The 14902-nt window shown below is 36.2% G+C and carries 15 protein-coding genes; 5 read left to right on the top strand and 10 right to left on the bottom strand.

The features are described from left to right. Window positions 1-19: 19 nt before the first annotated feature. On the top strand, window positions 20-2146 hold the full coding sequence (locus R2800_06390) for a prolyl oligopeptidase family serine peptidase (protein MEZ5016662.1): 2127 nt from the start codon (window positions 20-22) through the stop codon (window positions 2144-2146). A 34-nt stretch (window positions 2147-2180) separates the two neighbouring features. On the opposite strand, the gene R2800_06385 is transcribed toward R2800_06390, so the two are convergent. Continuing rightward, window positions 2181-3923 carry a hypothetical protein gene (locus R2800_06385; protein ID MEZ5016661.1) on the bottom strand — a complete coding sequence of 581 codons (1743 nt, stop codon included), beginning with the start codon at window positions 3921-3923 and terminating at the stop codon, window positions 2181-2183. 132 nt (window positions 3924-4055) lie between these two features. On the opposite strand from R2800_06385, the gene aspS reads away from it, so the two are divergent. The 3 genes from aspS to R2800_06370 all read left to right on the top strand — a co-directional run bounded on the left by aspS (window position 4056) and on the right by R2800_06370 (window position 7818). Further along, window positions 4056-5825: an aspartate--tRNA ligase gene (aspS, locus tag R2800_06380; GenBank protein ID MEZ5016660.1), complete on the top strand. Its 1770-nt coding sequence runs from the start codon at window positions 4056-4058 to the stop codon at window positions 5823-5825. 84 nt (window positions 5826-5909) lie between these two features. After that, a complete protein-coding gene (locus R2800_06375; protein ID MEZ5016659.1) occupies window positions 5910-7130 on the top strand; it encodes a T9SS type A sorting domain-containing protein in 1221 nt (406 codons plus the stop codon). A gap of 103 nt (window positions 7131-7233) precedes the next feature. Continuing rightward, window positions 7234-7818, top strand: coding sequence for a hypothetical protein (locus R2800_06370; protein MEZ5016658.1), 585 nt, complete (start codon window positions 7234-7236; stop codon window positions 7816-7818). Window positions 7819-7983: 165 nt separating this feature from the next. Here R2800_06370 and rplL read toward each other — a convergent pair whose 3' ends face one another. From rplL to R2800_06335, 7 genes are all read right to left on the bottom strand, one after another. Then, window positions 7984-8364, bottom strand: a complete 381-nt coding sequence (rplL, locus tag R2800_06365; protein MEZ5016657.1) for a 50S ribosomal protein L7/L12 — start codon at window positions 8362-8364, stop codon at window positions 7984-7986. A 66-nt stretch (window positions 8365-8430) separates the two neighbouring features. Continuing rightward, window positions 8431-8967 (bottom strand): 50S ribosomal protein L10, encoded by a 537-nt coding sequence (rplJ, locus tag R2800_06360; protein ID MEZ5016656.1) that lies wholly within the window; start codon window positions 8965-8967, stop codon window positions 8431-8433. A 52-nt stretch (window positions 8968-9019) separates the two neighbouring features. Beyond that, a complete protein-coding gene (rplA, locus tag R2800_06355) occupies window positions 9020-9712 on the bottom strand; it encodes a 50S ribosomal protein L1 (GenBank protein ID MEZ5016655.1) in 693 nt (230 codons plus the stop codon). Window positions 9713-9746: 34 nt separating this feature from the next. Beyond that, a complete protein-coding gene (gene rplK / locus R2800_06350; protein MEZ5016654.1) occupies window positions 9747-10190 on the bottom strand; it encodes a 50S ribosomal protein L11 in 444 nt (147 codons plus the stop codon). A 168-nt stretch (window positions 10191-10358) separates the two neighbouring features. Next, on the bottom strand, window positions 10359-11633 hold the full coding sequence (locus R2800_06345) for a M48 family metallopeptidase (protein MEZ5016653.1): 1275 nt from the start codon (window positions 11631-11633) through the stop codon (window positions 10359-10361). Beyond that, window positions 11609-12022, bottom strand: a complete 414-nt coding sequence (locus R2800_06340; GenBank protein ID MEZ5016652.1) for a DUF2752 domain-containing protein — start codon at window positions 12020-12022, stop codon at window positions 11609-11611. The genes R2800_06345 and R2800_06340 overlap by 25 nt, the downstream gene beginning before the upstream one ends. 5 nt (window positions 12023-12027) lie before the next feature. Beyond that, entirely contained in the window at window positions 12028-12366 is a 339-nt protein-coding gene (locus R2800_06335) for a TM2 domain-containing protein (GenBank protein MEZ5016651.1), read from the bottom strand. 157 nt (window positions 12367-12523) lie between these two features. Between R2800_06335 and R2800_06330 the strand changes: the two genes are divergently transcribed. Next, on the top strand, window positions 12524-13252 hold the full coding sequence (locus R2800_06330; protein MEZ5016650.1) for a hypothetical protein: 729 nt from the start codon (window positions 12524-12526) through the stop codon (window positions 13250-13252). Between the two features lie 5 nt (window positions 13253-13257). Here the strand turns inward: R2800_06330 and R2800_06325 are convergent, their stop codons facing one another. Together R2800_06325 and R2800_06320 are read right to left on the bottom strand one after the other, a co-directional pair. Beyond that, window positions 13258-13788 carry a hypothetical protein gene (locus tag R2800_06325; GenBank protein ID MEZ5016649.1) on the bottom strand — a complete coding sequence of 177 codons (531 nt, stop codon included), beginning with the start codon at window positions 13786-13788 and terminating at the stop codon, window positions 13258-13260. Between the two features lie 209 nt (window positions 13789-13997). Then, window positions 13998-14825, bottom strand: a complete 828-nt coding sequence (locus R2800_06320) for a hypothetical protein (protein ID MEZ5016648.1) — start codon at window positions 14823-14825, stop codon at window positions 13998-14000. Between the last annotated feature and the right edge of the window lie 77 nt (window positions 14826-14902).

Raw genomic sequence — 14902 nt, 5'->3', positions numbered from 1 at the left:
TGCACATAAAATATATAATATGAAGAGATATTCTTTAGTAACAACCTTAGCTTTGTTAAGTATTATGAGTTGTAAAACAGAACAAAACCCTGAGTTTACAGGTACTTATCCTGAAACTAAAAAAGTGGATCAGGTTGATGAGTATTTTGGTACAAAGGTGCAAGACCCATATAGATGGCTTGAGGACGATTTGTCTGAAGAAACAAAAGACTGGGTTACTCGTCAAAACAAGGTTACGTTCGACTATTTAAATAACATTCCGTTCAAGAAAGATATTGTTGATAGACTAACAGGCTTATGGAACTATGAAAAATTTAGTGCTCCTTTCAAAGAGGGGGAGTATACCTATTTCTACAAGAACGATGGCTTGCAAAATCAGTCAGTATTATATAGGCAAAAGGAGGGGAGTGATCCTGTAGTTTTCTTAGACCCAAACAAATTTTCTGCTGATGGTACTACCTCTATGGCAGGACTCAGTTTTACTAAGGATGGTAGCTTGTGCTCTTATTTGATCTCAGAAGGAGGTTCAGATTGGAGAAAAGTAATCGTATTGAATGCAGAAAATGGACAGCAAATAGGTGATACATTATATGATGTAAAGTTCAGTGGTGTATCTTGGAAAGGAAATGAAGGTTTTTATTATAGCAGTTATGATAAACCTAAAGAGGGTAGTGAGCTTTCAGGAAAAACGCAATTCCACAAATTATACTATCACCAGTTAGGTACTCCTCAATCGTCAGATCAGCTTATTTTTGGCGGAGAGCAAACCCCAAGAAGATACATTGGTGGTTACGTCACCGAAGATGAAAACTTCTTGGTAATATCGGCAGCTAATGCTACATACGGTAATGAGTTGTATTTAAAAGACCTTTCAAAGTCTAATAGTAAAATTGTACCGATAGTTACTGGATTTAAAAATGAGCATGACATTATATATTCAGATAATGGCAAGTTATATATCCTTACAAATGTTGATGCACCCAATAGAAAGTTAGTTACTGTTGATGCTGGTAATCCTTCTCCTGAAAATTGGCAAGACTTAATTGCTGAGTCTGAATTCCCGTTAAGAGCTAGTACTTGTGGTGGTAAACTATTTGTTAGCTACTTGAAAGATGCAGTGTCAGAAGTACATCAATATAACCTAGACGGAACTAAAGTGAGAACTATTGAATTACCTGGTTTGGGTTCTGCTGGTGGTTTTGGTGGTAAAAAGGAGGAAACAGAGCTTTACTACTCTTACACATCTTATATATATCCGCCGACAATATTTAAGTATGATATTGAATCAGGTGAATCTGTAGAGTATAAAAGGTCGGGTGTTAAGTTTAATCCTGAAGAATATGAAAGTAAGCAAGTTTTCTATGCCTCTAAAGATGGCACTAAAGTGCCAATGATACTTACCTATAAGAAAGGCCTGAAATTGAATGGCAAGAACCCTACATTATTATACGGTTACGGTGGCTTTAATATCAGTCTTTCTCCTTCATTCAGTGTAAGTAATATTGTATTCATGGAGAATGGTGGTATATATGCTGTAGCTAACCTAAGAGGTGGTGGAGAGTATGGTGATAAATGGCATGATGCAGGTACTAAAATGAATAAGCAAAATGTTTTTGATGACTTTATAGCTGCTGCTGAGTATCTAATTGCAGAAAACTATACTTCATCAGACTATTTAGCTATTGCAGGAGGTTCTAATGGAGGTTTGTTAGTAGGAGCATGTATGACACAGCGCCCTGATTTATATAAAGTATGTTTCCCTGCTGTTGGTGTTATGGATATGCTGCGTTATAATAAATTTACTGCTGGTGCAGGATGGGCATACGATTATGGTACAGCTGAAGACAGTAAAGAAATGTTTGAATATCTATATAATTATTCGCCGGTACATAATGCTAAAGAAGGTACTTGTTACCCAGCTACAATGGTAACAACGGGTGACCATGATGATAGAGTTGTGCCTGCTCACTCATTTAAGTTTGCGGCTGCTATACAAGCTGCACAAAGTTGTAAGAATCCTACATTGATAAGAATAGCTGTTAATGCTGGGCATGGTGCAGGTAAACCAACGTCTATGATCATAGAAGAACAGGCAGACAAATGGTCTTTCTTATTTTATAACATGGGACTTAGTTATAATAAATAACTTTAGTCCTGATATTTATAAAACAGGGAACAAATTATTGTTCCCTGTTTTTCTTTTTAAATAGATTTTTGAAACGACCTTTCTGCTTCTTCTCTTCCTTCTCTTTTTTAGGTTTGTTGAGCATTTCTAAAATATTTGGATCTCTTATAGCCGTTTTGGTAGCCGCTTGGAATATATTCTTCCATATGAGATTGAAGAAGGATTTATACTTGTCACGTTTTACATAAGTAGATACATGTCGTATCTCTTTACCAGGCATAGGGTTGTGTGTGTAGATGAAAACATTGTTGGCGATAAAGGATAGCATTCCGTCATTTTCAGATCCTTTTTTAGGCACAGCTCTAGGAATTTTTATTTTTAACCCTTTATATGCCATAGTGAATTTGCCTTTTGCATATTGCTCATTCCCCTCGATATCTATATCCAAATATTGTAATCTAAGTGAGTTGATCTCAAGTCTTGTTAATGCTTTTGATTGTTCTGTTACCTGATGAGCTTCTAAATCGGTTAATTTACCCTTTACGGAAAATCCTCCTTTTTCATCTGTAAGGTCAAGATTGAATACAGCGTTTAAATCAGAGTAAGTATTAAACTTAGCTTTTATATTCATCTCACAACTATTATTCGAGTCTAGTTGTTTAGGGATGTTGGTAATGTTATTTATTTCGCCTTCTAAGCTGCTAAATTCGATATCGCCTACTTTGTTGGTTTTTTTGTTTAGTTCAGAATAACCTACTGTACCATTCTTTATTTTTAGTTGTTTTATTCCAATAGGAAGAGGGCTTTTTTGTAAAATCTGGTGTGGAAATTTGCCTAGCTTGTCATGAGGGTCTTCTGGTGGTATTCTACTATGGAAAATATGCAATGAGGAATTATTGATATATACATTGTCTGAAATAAAAGCATTGTCGTATATCAGTTTCTGCCAGCTGAATTGAGCAAACTCTATGCTTTGTAGGTTTAGGTTGTATATGTCACATTGGTGGCCTACATGTGTATAGAACTCTTCATTATCATACTTAGGAAGTATTGTGAATCCATGAATAGTAATACGTTCTTGTTTGGTATCATAGTCAGCTTTTTCAAAAGCAACTTGGTATAATAAGCTGTCAGTTAATAGCTTAACGGCTCCTGTTTCAACTGTAGCCCTGTCTGCATAAAATATTTTTGAAGAGTCGTAAGGAGCACTAGGTATAAATTCCCAATCATATAAAGTCGTAGAAACATTACTGGCATTTACAAGAGTGCTTTTCTCTTTGCTCGTATTCTTATAAGTAATGTTGGCGTCATTAAGTATTATTCTGTTGAACTTGACGCTTCTTAAATGTGCTTTTTTCTTACTACTGGCATCGTCATTGCAAGCGCTTTTGTGGTCTATTATTATAGTTGGTTGTTCTATTTGTAATGAGCTACAGTTTAAACGTTTGCTATTTAAATAGGCTTCAATGTCAGTTCCGTTTATATACAATTTAGGGATGTATAAGCTAACTAGTACCCTTCTTTTAGGATCGTTGGCAGGAAGTTGATTGATTACAGAAGTGTCGGGAGTGATATTTACTTTCTTGAATGTGATCTGATTAGTAAAAATATTGACCCCTATACTTTTTAAGGATAGCTTATATAAGCCATCGGTACCATCTGCCACCCATTTAGGCAACTCCTTTTTTACTATTCCTTTATAATGCTGTGTTATTATGAGTAGGGTGGTAAGGGCAGCAACTGCTATTACGGCAAGGACAATAAGGACTATTTTTAGTTTTCGTCTCTTTCTAAACACGTCAATTGAAATATAGGTAGTAAGGTAAACTCTTTCTTATTTGAAGTTAAAGATTTGTTGCAAGAATATGAGTATTAGTTTTATCAAGCAAACTATTCCAACTATCTTGCACATTATTTCCAAAAAAGACATATGTATCGTACACATACATGCGGAGAGCTACGCATTAAAAATATAAAAGAAGCAGTAACATTATCGGGTTGGGTACAAAAAGTGCGCAAGCTTGGTGCTATCACATTTGTAGACCTAAGAGATAGATATGGTATAACTCAACTGGTTTTTAGTGAGGATTTGAATAGTTATTTAGAGCAAAACCCTATAGGTAGAGAGTATGTTCTAAAAGTAGAAGGAGAAGTTATTGAACGTAGCAATAAGAACCCTAATATGCCTACAGGAGATATTGAGGTAGATATTAAAAGCTGTGTGATATTAAATGAATCAGAAGTGCCACCTTTTACCATAGAAGAGAATACGGATGGGGGTGAGGAGCTACGTATGAAGTATAGATACCTGGATTTACGCCGTCAGCCATTAAAGGAAAAGCTAGAGTTAAGGTATAAGGTCAATCGTTCTGTTAGAAACTATATGGATACAGCTGGTTTCTGGGAAATTGAGACGCCATTCCTAATAAAGTCTACACCAGAAGGTGCAAGAGATTTTATTGTGCCGTCAAGGATGAATGAAGGACAATTCTATGCTTTGCCACAAAGCCCGCAAACCTTCAAGCAGTTATTAATGGTAAGTGGTTATGATAAATATTACCAAATAACTAAATGTTTTAGAGATGAAGCATTAAGAGCGGATAGGCAACCAGAGTTTACACAGCTTGATTGTGAAATGAGTTTTGTAGATCAAGAGGATATTTTGCAAACATTTGAAGGCTTGCTAAAGCATGTATTTGAAGATGTAAAGGGGATAAAAATAGAAGGTGATCTGCCGAGGATGACGTGGGATGATGCTATGTGGAACTATGGTAATGATAAGCCAGATACACGTTTTGAAATGTTGCTAAAGAACATCAAAGTAAATGGTAAAGCTCAAACCGACGTTTTTGAGGGAATGGATTTTAAGGTGTTTAATGAGGCAGCATCTATTATTGCTATTACAGTTCCTGAGGCCGCAGATTATTCCCGTAAACAGCTAGATGAGTTAACAGAGTGGGTGAAGCGTCCGCAAATAGGTATGAGCGGGCTAGTGTATATAAAATGTAACGAAGATGGCAGTTATAAGAGTAGTATAGATAAGTTTCTTACAGATGAAATGAAGAGCAAATTATCGACATTCTGTAATGCAAATAGTGGAGATCTAATTTTGCTATTGGCAGGTGGTGAAGATTTGACTAGAAAAGCCGCTTGTGAATTGAGATTAGAACTTGGGGAAAGATTAGGACTCAGAGATAATACTGTATTCAAACCTCTTTGGGTTATGGACTTCCCTTTGTTAGAAGAAGATGAGGAAGAGAAGAGATGGGTAGCAAGGCATCATCCATTTACATCTCCCAAGGCAGAACATATTGAATGGCTGTCTGACGCTTCTAAATATGGCGAAATAAAGGCAAATGCTTACGATCTGGTACTAAATGGTACTGAAATAGGGGGTGGGTCTATAAGAATATTCCAAAGAGATCTGCAGGAAAAGATGTTTGCAGCTTTGGGCATTAATAAAGAAGAAGCAGAAGAGAAGTTTGGCTTCCTATTAGGGGCTTTTGAGTACGGAGCGCCCCCTCATGGTGGTCTTGCTCTAGGGTTCGACAGGTTGTGTGCGTTACTTGGAGGTCAGGAAACCATTAGGGATTTTATAGCTTTCCCAAAAAACAATGCAGGAAGAGATGTCATGATAAATGCACCATCAGCCGTTGAACAGCAACAACTTGACGAATTGTCTCTAATTATTAAAGAATAAGAGTTAAGTTATTTAAAATCAATTATTTGCGTGAAATTATAACTTATAGTAAATTATTATTTACTGTAATAAATCCTTATGAAGATGAACCTATCAAAAAATAAAGTAGCAATATGTATTGTAGTAGTTTTATTACAATTATTGTTGAAAAATAGTGAGGTGAAAGCTCAATTTAGTATTATGCCTTCATCTCAATCAACTATTTGTTTAAAACGAGACACAGCTATTTTTTCTATTAGTCAAAACAACACTTTTCCATTCTTTGATACAATAAGTCTTGCATCTATAGTCAATACTGCTCCTAATCCCAATACACCTCCAACGGGCAATCTCACATATGCAGGTGTGCCTTTTAGTATATCAGCTCCTAATACTTCTTGGCATTCTTACATTGCATCAGGTTTTACAAATATCCCAGTTTCGGCTAGTATTGATATTCCTTGCCCCAAGCAAGTAGATACTATTTTTACTCTAATTAATACAGGTTGGGGAGAAACTAAGCCTAATAAAGTCATGACATTTATAAAATTAGATTTTACAAATGGAATGTCAGTTCAAGTACCACTTGATGGGAATGTAAATATCCGTGATCACAGGCAATATAATAATGCTAATAATATAGGTAGTAGTATTAATAATGGCTTCCCTATATCAACTCAGAAAGTATGGAGTACTATTTATAATGGTAGTGAATACCGCCGTGATATGCAAACTATAACAATACCTGCGCCTTATAACAGTTTTTTTCTTACTAATGTAACAATTATTGACAGTGGACAAACAAGTGTACATCGAGCGTTCATTACAGGACTAACAATACACGCAATAGCACCTGCCCCTATTGTTTGGCATGCAGGCTCTCCATCTGGTCCTATAGTACCATCAGGCCCAGCTCCAACTTATACTATTTCTGTATCGCCAATTGTAAGTACTACGTATTTTGCAGTAAGTGGTGACAGTAATTGCACTGTAACTGGCACAGTTAAGGTTATAGATTGTGATACAAATGAAACTGGTATTATCAACGCACAAAATTCAATTTTGGGTAACAATATCCTCAGCAATAACATTCCTAATCCCTTCAATGATAATACTACCATTAAATATGTTGTAACCCATTTTGAACAGTCTGCGCAAATTGTAATTTATGATTTATTTGGTCGTAAAATTGCTGTGTATCCAATAAAAAAAGGAGATGGAAGTGTAATTGTTAATGGTGAAAATTTAACCCATGGTGTTTACTTGTATTCATTGGTAATCGATGGTTATCGTGTTGATACTAAAAGGATGGTTTTGTCTCATTAAACCTGTTATTCAATAAATTATCTATGAAAATTTAGTAATACCGTAGGCGAGTGTTTTGATATTTTAAGCAGATTGTTATCTTTATACTTTGTAATAATATTATATGAAAAAGCTTTTTATTACTTCTGCATTGGCATTAAGTGTATGCATTGGTCTTTATTCTTGTAATAATGGCGTTTACGATGCTGATCCGACAACGGATTTAAGTGCCGGTCAAAACCCACTAAACCCAACTAGTGGTACTAATGTATTAATTGGGACAATGAAGGCTTACATCAATGGCCAAGAGGTGGTTTTCTCACCTGTGTACCATGTGACAGATACCTTCAATACACGTAGATTATATGCTCGTGTACCTAATGATAGTGTCTACAACAGATCTATCCTTATTACTTATGAGCAGAATGCGTACACTGGTCCTTCTATTGATACAATAGGTAAAAAACCATTGTTAAGTTTTGAGTACAAGGTTTATGATCCTGACAACAAATATTATAACATATACACTGCTACCCAAGGTAATGGTAATATGATAGAAGTAAATGTAAAAGGTGCAGAAGGTGGACATATGAGAGGTTCTATTACAGGTACTTTAAATAAAACAATGCCAGTAAATGCTCCTGCAAGCCAGGTTACTTTTGCAGAAACAGAGTTCTATTCTAAGAAAGAAGCATTTCCTTTGAAATAATATAGTTTAAATCACTGATATAAAAAGGGTCTACTATTTATAGTAGACCCTTTTAGTTTTTGGTTATAATACCCATTCACTTCTGTTTTATAAACAGAGTAGAATAAACACATAAAAAAAGCAGCCAATAAAGGCTGCTTTAATATTCTAGGTTGAATTATGTTATTAAGCTAACTCAACTTCAGCACCAGCTTCTTTAAGCTTAGCAGCGATATCTTCTGCTTCTGCTTTGCTAACGCCTTCTTTAACGTTCTTAGGAGCGCCGTCAACTAATTCTTTAGCCTCTTTAAGACCAAGACCAGTTAATTCTTTAACAGCTTTAACTACGTTAAGTTTAGCAGCACCAGCTGATTTAAGAACTACGTCGAAAGAAGATTTCTCTTCTGCACCACCAGCGTCTCCACCAGCAGCTGGACCAGCAGCAACAGCTACTGCAGCAGCAGCAGGCTCAATACCGTACTCGTCTTTCAATATTTGTGCTAATTCGTTAACTTCTTTTACTGTAAGGTTAACTAGTTGTTCTGCAACTTCTTTTAATTCTGCCATCTTATGATGTTTTAATAATAATGTTTAAAAATTGTGTTTATATAAGTTGGTCTTGGAAGCCAATAATTAAGCGGATGCTCTTTCTTCTAAAGCTTTTACTAAGCCAGCTAGTTTACTACCAGCATTCAAGCCGCTGATAACATTCTTAGCAGGAGATTGTAGCAATCCGATGATCTCACCAATAAGCTCTTGCTTGCTCTTAAGTGATTTCAACATTGATAATTGTTCGTCTCCGACGAATAGGTCGCCATCGATAAACGCTGCTTTCAATACAGGTTTTTCCGTTTTTGCATCTTTACGGAAAGAGCTAATGATAACCGCTGGGTCTTTAGCACTTTCAGAGAACATAAGAGCCGTAACACCCTTAAGTGCATCGTAAGTATCTGCATAGCGCTCAGCATCTAATTGCTCAAGAGCTTTACGTACCAATGTATTTTTAGCAACCTTCATTTCCACGTTTTTCTCGTGGCAAATACGACGAAGGTTATTATTTTGTTCCGCAGTTAATGCGTCTGTATTTGTTATATAGAAATTGTTATACTGAGAGAATTTCTCTTTAAGTATATCAATTACTTCATTTTTTTGAGCAGGTGTCATTGCCATAGCTAATGAGTTTTAATAATTTTTAAAAACTGCTGTTCTAAATCACTTTTAATTAAGAGACACTTTTTGTGTCAATAGTTAAACCAGGGCTCATTGTAGATGCCATGCTTATACCTTTTAGGTATATACCTTTAGCTGTAGCAGGTTTCATACGTACAAGAGTATTGATCAACTCTTTTGCGTTTTCTACAAGCTTGTTTGGCTCGAAAGATACACGACCAACAGATGCATGTATAATACCAGCTTTATCTACTTTGAATGAGATCTTACCACCTTTAACATCAGTAACAGCAGCACCAACATTATTAGTTACAGTACCAGTCTTAGGGTTTGGCATTAGGTTTCTTGGTCCTAATACTTTACCTAAACGACCGATCTTAGGCATAACTGACGGTGTAGCAACAACTACATCGATGTCAGTCCAACCGCTTTCGATCTTCTGAACAAATTCGTCAAGACCTACGTAGTCAGCACCAGCTGCTTTAGCCTCTTCTTCTTTGTCAGGAGTACAAAGTACAAGTACAGTTTTTGTTTTACCAGTTCCGTGAGGAAGGCTTACTGTACCTCTTAGTGCTTGGTCTGCCTTTCTAGGGTCAATACCAAGACGTATGTGCATATCTATAGAACTGTCAAATTTTGTTGTGTTGATCTCTTTTACCAACGCAGCAGCCTCTTCCAGTGAGTAATGCTTTTCTTTATCTATTTTAGCTTCTGCAGCTTTTCTATTTTTAGTTAATCTTGCCATCGCAACGAAAATTAATAAGGTTAACGATTAAGTTTTAGTTGTCCCAAGGGGCAGCACCGTTTACAGTTAAGCCCATGCTTCTAGCTGTTCCAGCTACCATGCGCATAGCACTTTCTACAGTAAAACAGTTAAGGTCAGCCATTTTATCTTTGGCAATAACCTCTACTTGTTCCCATGTAACCTTACCAACTTTGTTTCGGTTAGATTCTTTAGATCCTTTTTTGATCTTAGCAGCTTCCATAAGTTGAACCGCAGCAGGAGCTGTTTTGATTACGAAGTCGAAAGACTTGTCAGCATATACCGTGATTACTACAGGAAGTACTTTTCCTTGTTGGTCTTGCGTGCGAGCATTGAATTGCTTACAGAAGTCCATAATGTTGACACCCTTCGCACCTAGTGCAGGACCAATTGGCGGTGCCGGATTTGCTTGGCCGCCTCTACACTGCAGCTTTACATAGCCAGAAATTTCTTTAGCCATTTTCTTTTTTTTGGTTTTAACGAATTGTTTTTGTGGCTTTCTACCACTACAACTCTCCCAAATGCATACTTATATTAAGAGCAATATGAGAATTGGACGGCAAAGGTAATACTATCTTTTAATATGAGCAAAATATTTTTAATGCTCTTTTAGGGTGTTGTAAGGCTATCAAATATGGTCGTATAGGTTGGTTTTGGCTTTTAGGGTTTTCCATTGTTCTTCCGTTAGGCTTGGGCTATAGTTAATAGTACTGTTTAGTTCCGTTTTTATCCTAGCTGCACGTTCTTCGGGTTCAGGATGAGTGCTTATCCATTCCAGTGCTTCAGGTAGCGAGCCTCCTTTTTGAGCTATTTGCTCAAAGAAGTCAGCCAAAGCTAATGGGTCTATTTTAGCTTGTTGCAAATATTCAAGAGCAGCTTCATCGGCTTCAGTCTCATAATCTCTATCAAATTTTTTGGAGGTCAATGTTTTAAGTATTTCTTTGATTAACCCCATGTTTTGTGTGCCTCCTGCCAGCATTACCAATGTAGAGATTCCTATTTCCTTAGATAGCTTCTTACTTACATGGTCTTTTTGAATATGGCCTATTTCATGTGCTATAACGCCTGCAACCATGTCTGGGTCATCACAAAAGTCTATTAGCCCTGTATTGACAATTATATGGTCGCCGGGTATAGCAAAGGCATTTGTTTCACTGTCTGCAAATACATGTATATTTATACTGGCTGTATCAATACCATTAGCTAAGCATATTTTGTCTTTGATCTCCTTTATTATAGGCTGTACAGGTCCTGTTATCTCTCTCTTACCAGTTCTGTAGGTGTCTAATATAATATTGCCAAGTTGCTCTTTCTTCTTTGCGGTAAATTCATTTACGTTTAAGGTTTCTACCCATGGGAGTTGTGCTAATGCATAAAATGAGCCGCCTAGTAATGCAATTAATACAATAGTTCTGATCAAAAATTGAGTAATGTTCTTTTCTCTATTGTTTGATGAGAATATGTTGTTCGTAAGAGACCCCCATAACCACCACTGAACGTGAATTCCCTTTCTTACTTTAACAGCAAGCATAATACTGGCTATGAATTCAACTAAGTTGAATATTATCAAAACCGTCAAATAGGCGAAATAGCTATTGGTTGGCTCTGTCTTTTCTGAGAAAATGATATTTAGTGTCCATGCATAACCAATAGAGTTAATTAGGAAAATAGTCAATTGTGATAGGAGTGCCTGTGTGCAATGCCAGCGAATGAATTTGCTTTTTTTCAGATTGCCAAAAAAGAAGAGGGCAGTAGCTAATAGATTGATAATAGGTAAAGGAAGACCTACAATAATAGCTACTACAGACATTAAATAGCTATTGGATGCTTGTTCTTTCTCGTATTCAGAGGGTTTATAGCTAGTAAGTTCGTCCTCGTTTATATGGTTTTGAATAGGTTCCATATCCAATTGATTGATATTAATAGTAATAGGATTATTAATAATGCTTTGTTCCTTTTTAAGGCCTCTTCTGTTGTGACATATATCTTAAATAGACTAGCTCGCTTCCCAATAAGGTCTTTTAGTAGCCATATGGGCAAAATAGATAACATTGCCACCGCAAAAAAACCTAAAAGGTTGTGATGGATTGCTAATTGCCAATCGCCGTGTAGCACTGCTACAGAAGCCCTTGTAGTGCCACAAGAAGGGCAAGGGTATCCGGTAACATTTTTTATGAGGCATACTGTTCCCTCTCTAGGTACGTAGTATTGTAATATAAGCCAGCCCCATCCTATAATAGTAATGAGGCTGATAAAAATATAAAACCGCTTTCCTTTAGTTGAAAGAGGCATGTTTACTACAATAATGCAGCTTGAATAGTATTATAATTTACTTCTTTGGCTCTTCCCATGATCAAAAACCAATCAACTATGGCCCATATGCCCAAACCGCCGCAAGTTAGTAGCTTACCTACACCAAGTCCTACATCGCCAACCATAAATCGGTCGATGCCTAGTTGACCACCTAGTAATGATACAACTAACATGATTGTTGGGTCTTTTAGGCTAGCTGCCTGAATGTTCATGAATTTAGAATCATCTGCTTGTAAAAGTGATTCACGAATTGAGCTTAGGTGGTGACTTTCGAAGTATTTGCTGTTAGACATCAAATACATGTCAACTTTTTGTTGATCCATAGTTTGTTACTTATATCTGGTTAATGTTAGCTAATATAAGATTAAACTGTGTTATAGAGAAGTATATATTATAAATAATAGGGTGGTTTTATTCTAAAAGACGTTTAGATATTTTGATAGATGTACCTTAACTTAGGGATGTAATAAGAAAGTAGATATGTCAAAGAGGTTTTTATTAATAAGTTCGTTACTGGTATTTGCAGGAACTATCGGATGTACTAAAAAAACAGTAAATAATCCTGTGTACCCTAGTGATTCGGGAGCGTTTACTTATACGGTTGAGGGGATAAAAGACACTACTCTAGAACGTGTGGGTAGTGCTACTATGCCTATTTTAGTAAAGAAGTTGACTGGAGGAACGGAACGAGTTACATTTTCTCAGTTCGATGTGCCAGATGGTATGGACGTGACAATGGAAAAATCTATAGAAGAGCCTTCATTCAATACATTTATAAAGATTACCACTACCAGAACCAAAGTAGGGAAGTATCCTATAAGAATAACAGCTGCTAGTCCTACCACAGGCATTACAGAATATAAAATGACTGTTACTGTTACTGATTATACCAATGAAGCTACTGGACTTAAAGGTACATTTGAAGAGAAAGGTAATTGTTCAGCTACAGGGCATGATGTAAATGTTGTCATAGCAAGTAGTCAGATAAATAGAATTATCATAAGAGGCTTTTGGCAGGGAACAATGACTAACGAGGTGTATGCTGATTTGGATAGAAATAACAAGACACTATCTATTCCATCTCAAACAGTTTTTGGAATTACTTTCACAGGCTCGGGCACATATACCGACAATGAAATGGTAATTAACTATACGGCAAAAGGTACTACAGTGAATCAGACCTGTACAAGTACATTTACCAGAAAATAGTATGATTAAGGCTGTGTAGCGGTATAGACAACACCTACTGTATAGATGCCTGCAGGATACGCATTTCCTGGAGTTGCCTTGTAATTGATAGCGAATGTTTTAGCAGCGCCATTATCACAATCTGTTAATATATTAGTTGGTGTACTGCTTAAGGTCATATAATTGCTAGATCCTAATTGGGAAGAAACGTTACCACCAGTATTATTTGATGTAAGAGCTAGCTTTAATATGTTTACCGGCATAACAGGTGCAGGTAGTGTACTACCTGAATAAGAGAAATTAGTTGCATCGGTTTTTACGCTGACTACAAATTTCTCATTAGAACTTACTTTGAATTCTTGATTAGTAGATTGTACACCGTTAGCGTATTGGTTGGCATTGCTAAATGCAATACTTACATCTTCAGCTGTAATTGTATTGATTTGGATAACGGGACTTAAATCTAACTCAATAGATTGCCTAGCAGAACTGCTAGTGTTTTGACCGTAGGATATAGTAGCTACGGATAGTAGTAGTATGGTAATAGTTCTCTTCATTATCTCTTAGTAATTTGGGCGATAATTAATAATCTATATGAGTCTCTCTCTATTACCGTGAATATTTCACCTCTCACAATAAAATATTCATATGTGAAAGTAATACTTTTATTTGTATATGCAATACTTTATATAAAAAAAGAATAACAAATATGTTTTGTTATTCTTTAAATAATATGCGTAATTGATTGTTTATTAGTTGTTTGTGGCTATTTTTGGTCTTGAGGTTTTTTTACTTCAATAGTGCTTTCTACAGCTTCTAGAGGTATATCTTCACCAGCATCAAGCACACCAAGTACATTATATTTACCCTCAGGCATGTTTTTAGGTAGTTCGAAGGTTACTAGTCTTTTTTGTCCTGGAAACATAGGAAACTCTACATTGTCAAGTTTAGTCTGCTCGCCATCACTCATAGAGGTAAACTCTAAATATGCTTTACATTCTAACATGATATCTCCTGTATTTTTGCAAGACAGGTTATATACATTAGGTATATCTGCAACAGGTTTGATATCAATCACCTCAATTCCTTTTTCAGAAACATTAGGAGGTGTTTGGTATACGTGTACACCAACTCTTAATAGATTTCTCACCGCTGCTTGAGCATTATTATCGTCGGTTTTAGTTTGTTCCTGCACTGTTTCTATGAAGATCATAGCCCATCTCATTTTAGGCTTTGTATCATCGCCCGGAGCTCTTAACTGTACTGTAAGTTGTGTTGATTCTCCCGGTTCTAGTTCTATGAAGTTCTTGTCTAATGTTATCCATGAAGCGCAAGATCTGTCAATAGTATTGGGCTCATAGTAAGCATGACCACCTACAGAGTCTCTTATCCAATCGTTCAGATAGGTTCTAAATTGTACTTTTTGTGACGAACCATTTGAAATGTTGATGACTTGTGCTTCTCCTTGTCCTGCAGATAAGTTGAAATCTAAAGTAGTGGGGTATACCCCAAGGTTTTGTGCTATAGTATTGTTACTTATCCCTAATACCAATACTATGAGTAGTGTGAAAATAATACGTGGGTTAACTCTCATGTACGTAAAAATAAAACAACTATTCTTAAAATAATATAGATGTGCCAGTTATTGTATTTTCTATAACAGGAATAATC

The organism is Flavipsychrobacter sp. (assembly GCA_041392855.1).
Classification (GTDB): domain Bacteria; phylum Bacteroidota; class Bacteroidia; order Chitinophagales; family Chitinophagaceae; genus UBA5543.
Note: the sequence above shows the minus strand (reverse complement) of the source record. Positions and strands in the feature narration are given on the sequence as shown.

Coding starts and splice junctions, on each gene's coding strand:
- R2800_06390 (MEZ5016662.1), top strand. CDS start 20: ATGAAGAGATATTCTTTAGTAACAACCTTAGCTTTGTTAAGTATTATG.
- aspS (MEZ5016660.1), top strand. CDS start 4,056: ATGTATCGTACACATACATGCGGAGAGCTACGCATTAAAAATATAAAA.
- R2800_06375 (MEZ5016659.1), top strand. CDS start 5,910: ATGAACCTATCAAAAAATAAAGTAGCAATATGTATTGTAGTAGTTTTA.
- R2800_06370 (MEZ5016658.1), top strand. CDS start 7,234: ATGAAAAAGCTTTTTATTACTTCTGCATTGGCATTAAGTGTATGCATT.
- rplL (MEZ5016657.1), bottom strand. CDS start 8,364: ATGGCAGAATTAAAAGAAGTTGCAGAACAACTAGTTAACCTTACAGTA.
- rplJ (MEZ5016656.1), bottom strand. CDS start 8,967: ATGGCAATGACACCTGCTCAAAAAAATGAAGTAATTGATATACTTAAA.
- rplA (MEZ5016655.1), bottom strand. CDS start 9,712: ATGGCAAGATTAACTAAAAATAGAAAAGCTGCAGAAGCTAAAATAGAT.
- rplK (MEZ5016654.1), bottom strand. CDS start 10,190: ATGGCTAAAGAAATTTCTGGCTATGTAAAGCTGCAGTGTAGAGGCGGC.
- R2800_06345 (MEZ5016653.1), bottom strand. CDS start 11,633: ATGGAACCTATTCAAAACCATATAAACGAGGACGAACTTACTAGCTAT.
- R2800_06340 (MEZ5016652.1), bottom strand. CDS start 12,022: ATGCCTCTTTCAACTAAAGGAAAGCGGTTTTATATTTTTATCAGCCTC.
- R2800_06335 (MEZ5016651.1), bottom strand. CDS start 12,366: ATGGATCAACAAAAAGTTGACATGTATTTGATGTCTAACAGCAAATAC.
- R2800_06330 (MEZ5016650.1), top strand. CDS start 12,524: ATGTCAAAGAGGTTTTTATTAATAAGTTCGTTACTGGTATTTGCAGGA.
- R2800_06325 (MEZ5016649.1), bottom strand. CDS start 13,788: ATGAAGAGAACTATTACCATACTACTACTATCCGTAGCTACTATATCC.
- R2800_06320 (MEZ5016648.1), bottom strand. CDS start 14,825: ATGAGAGTTAACCCACGTATTATTTTCACACTACTCATAGTATTGGTA.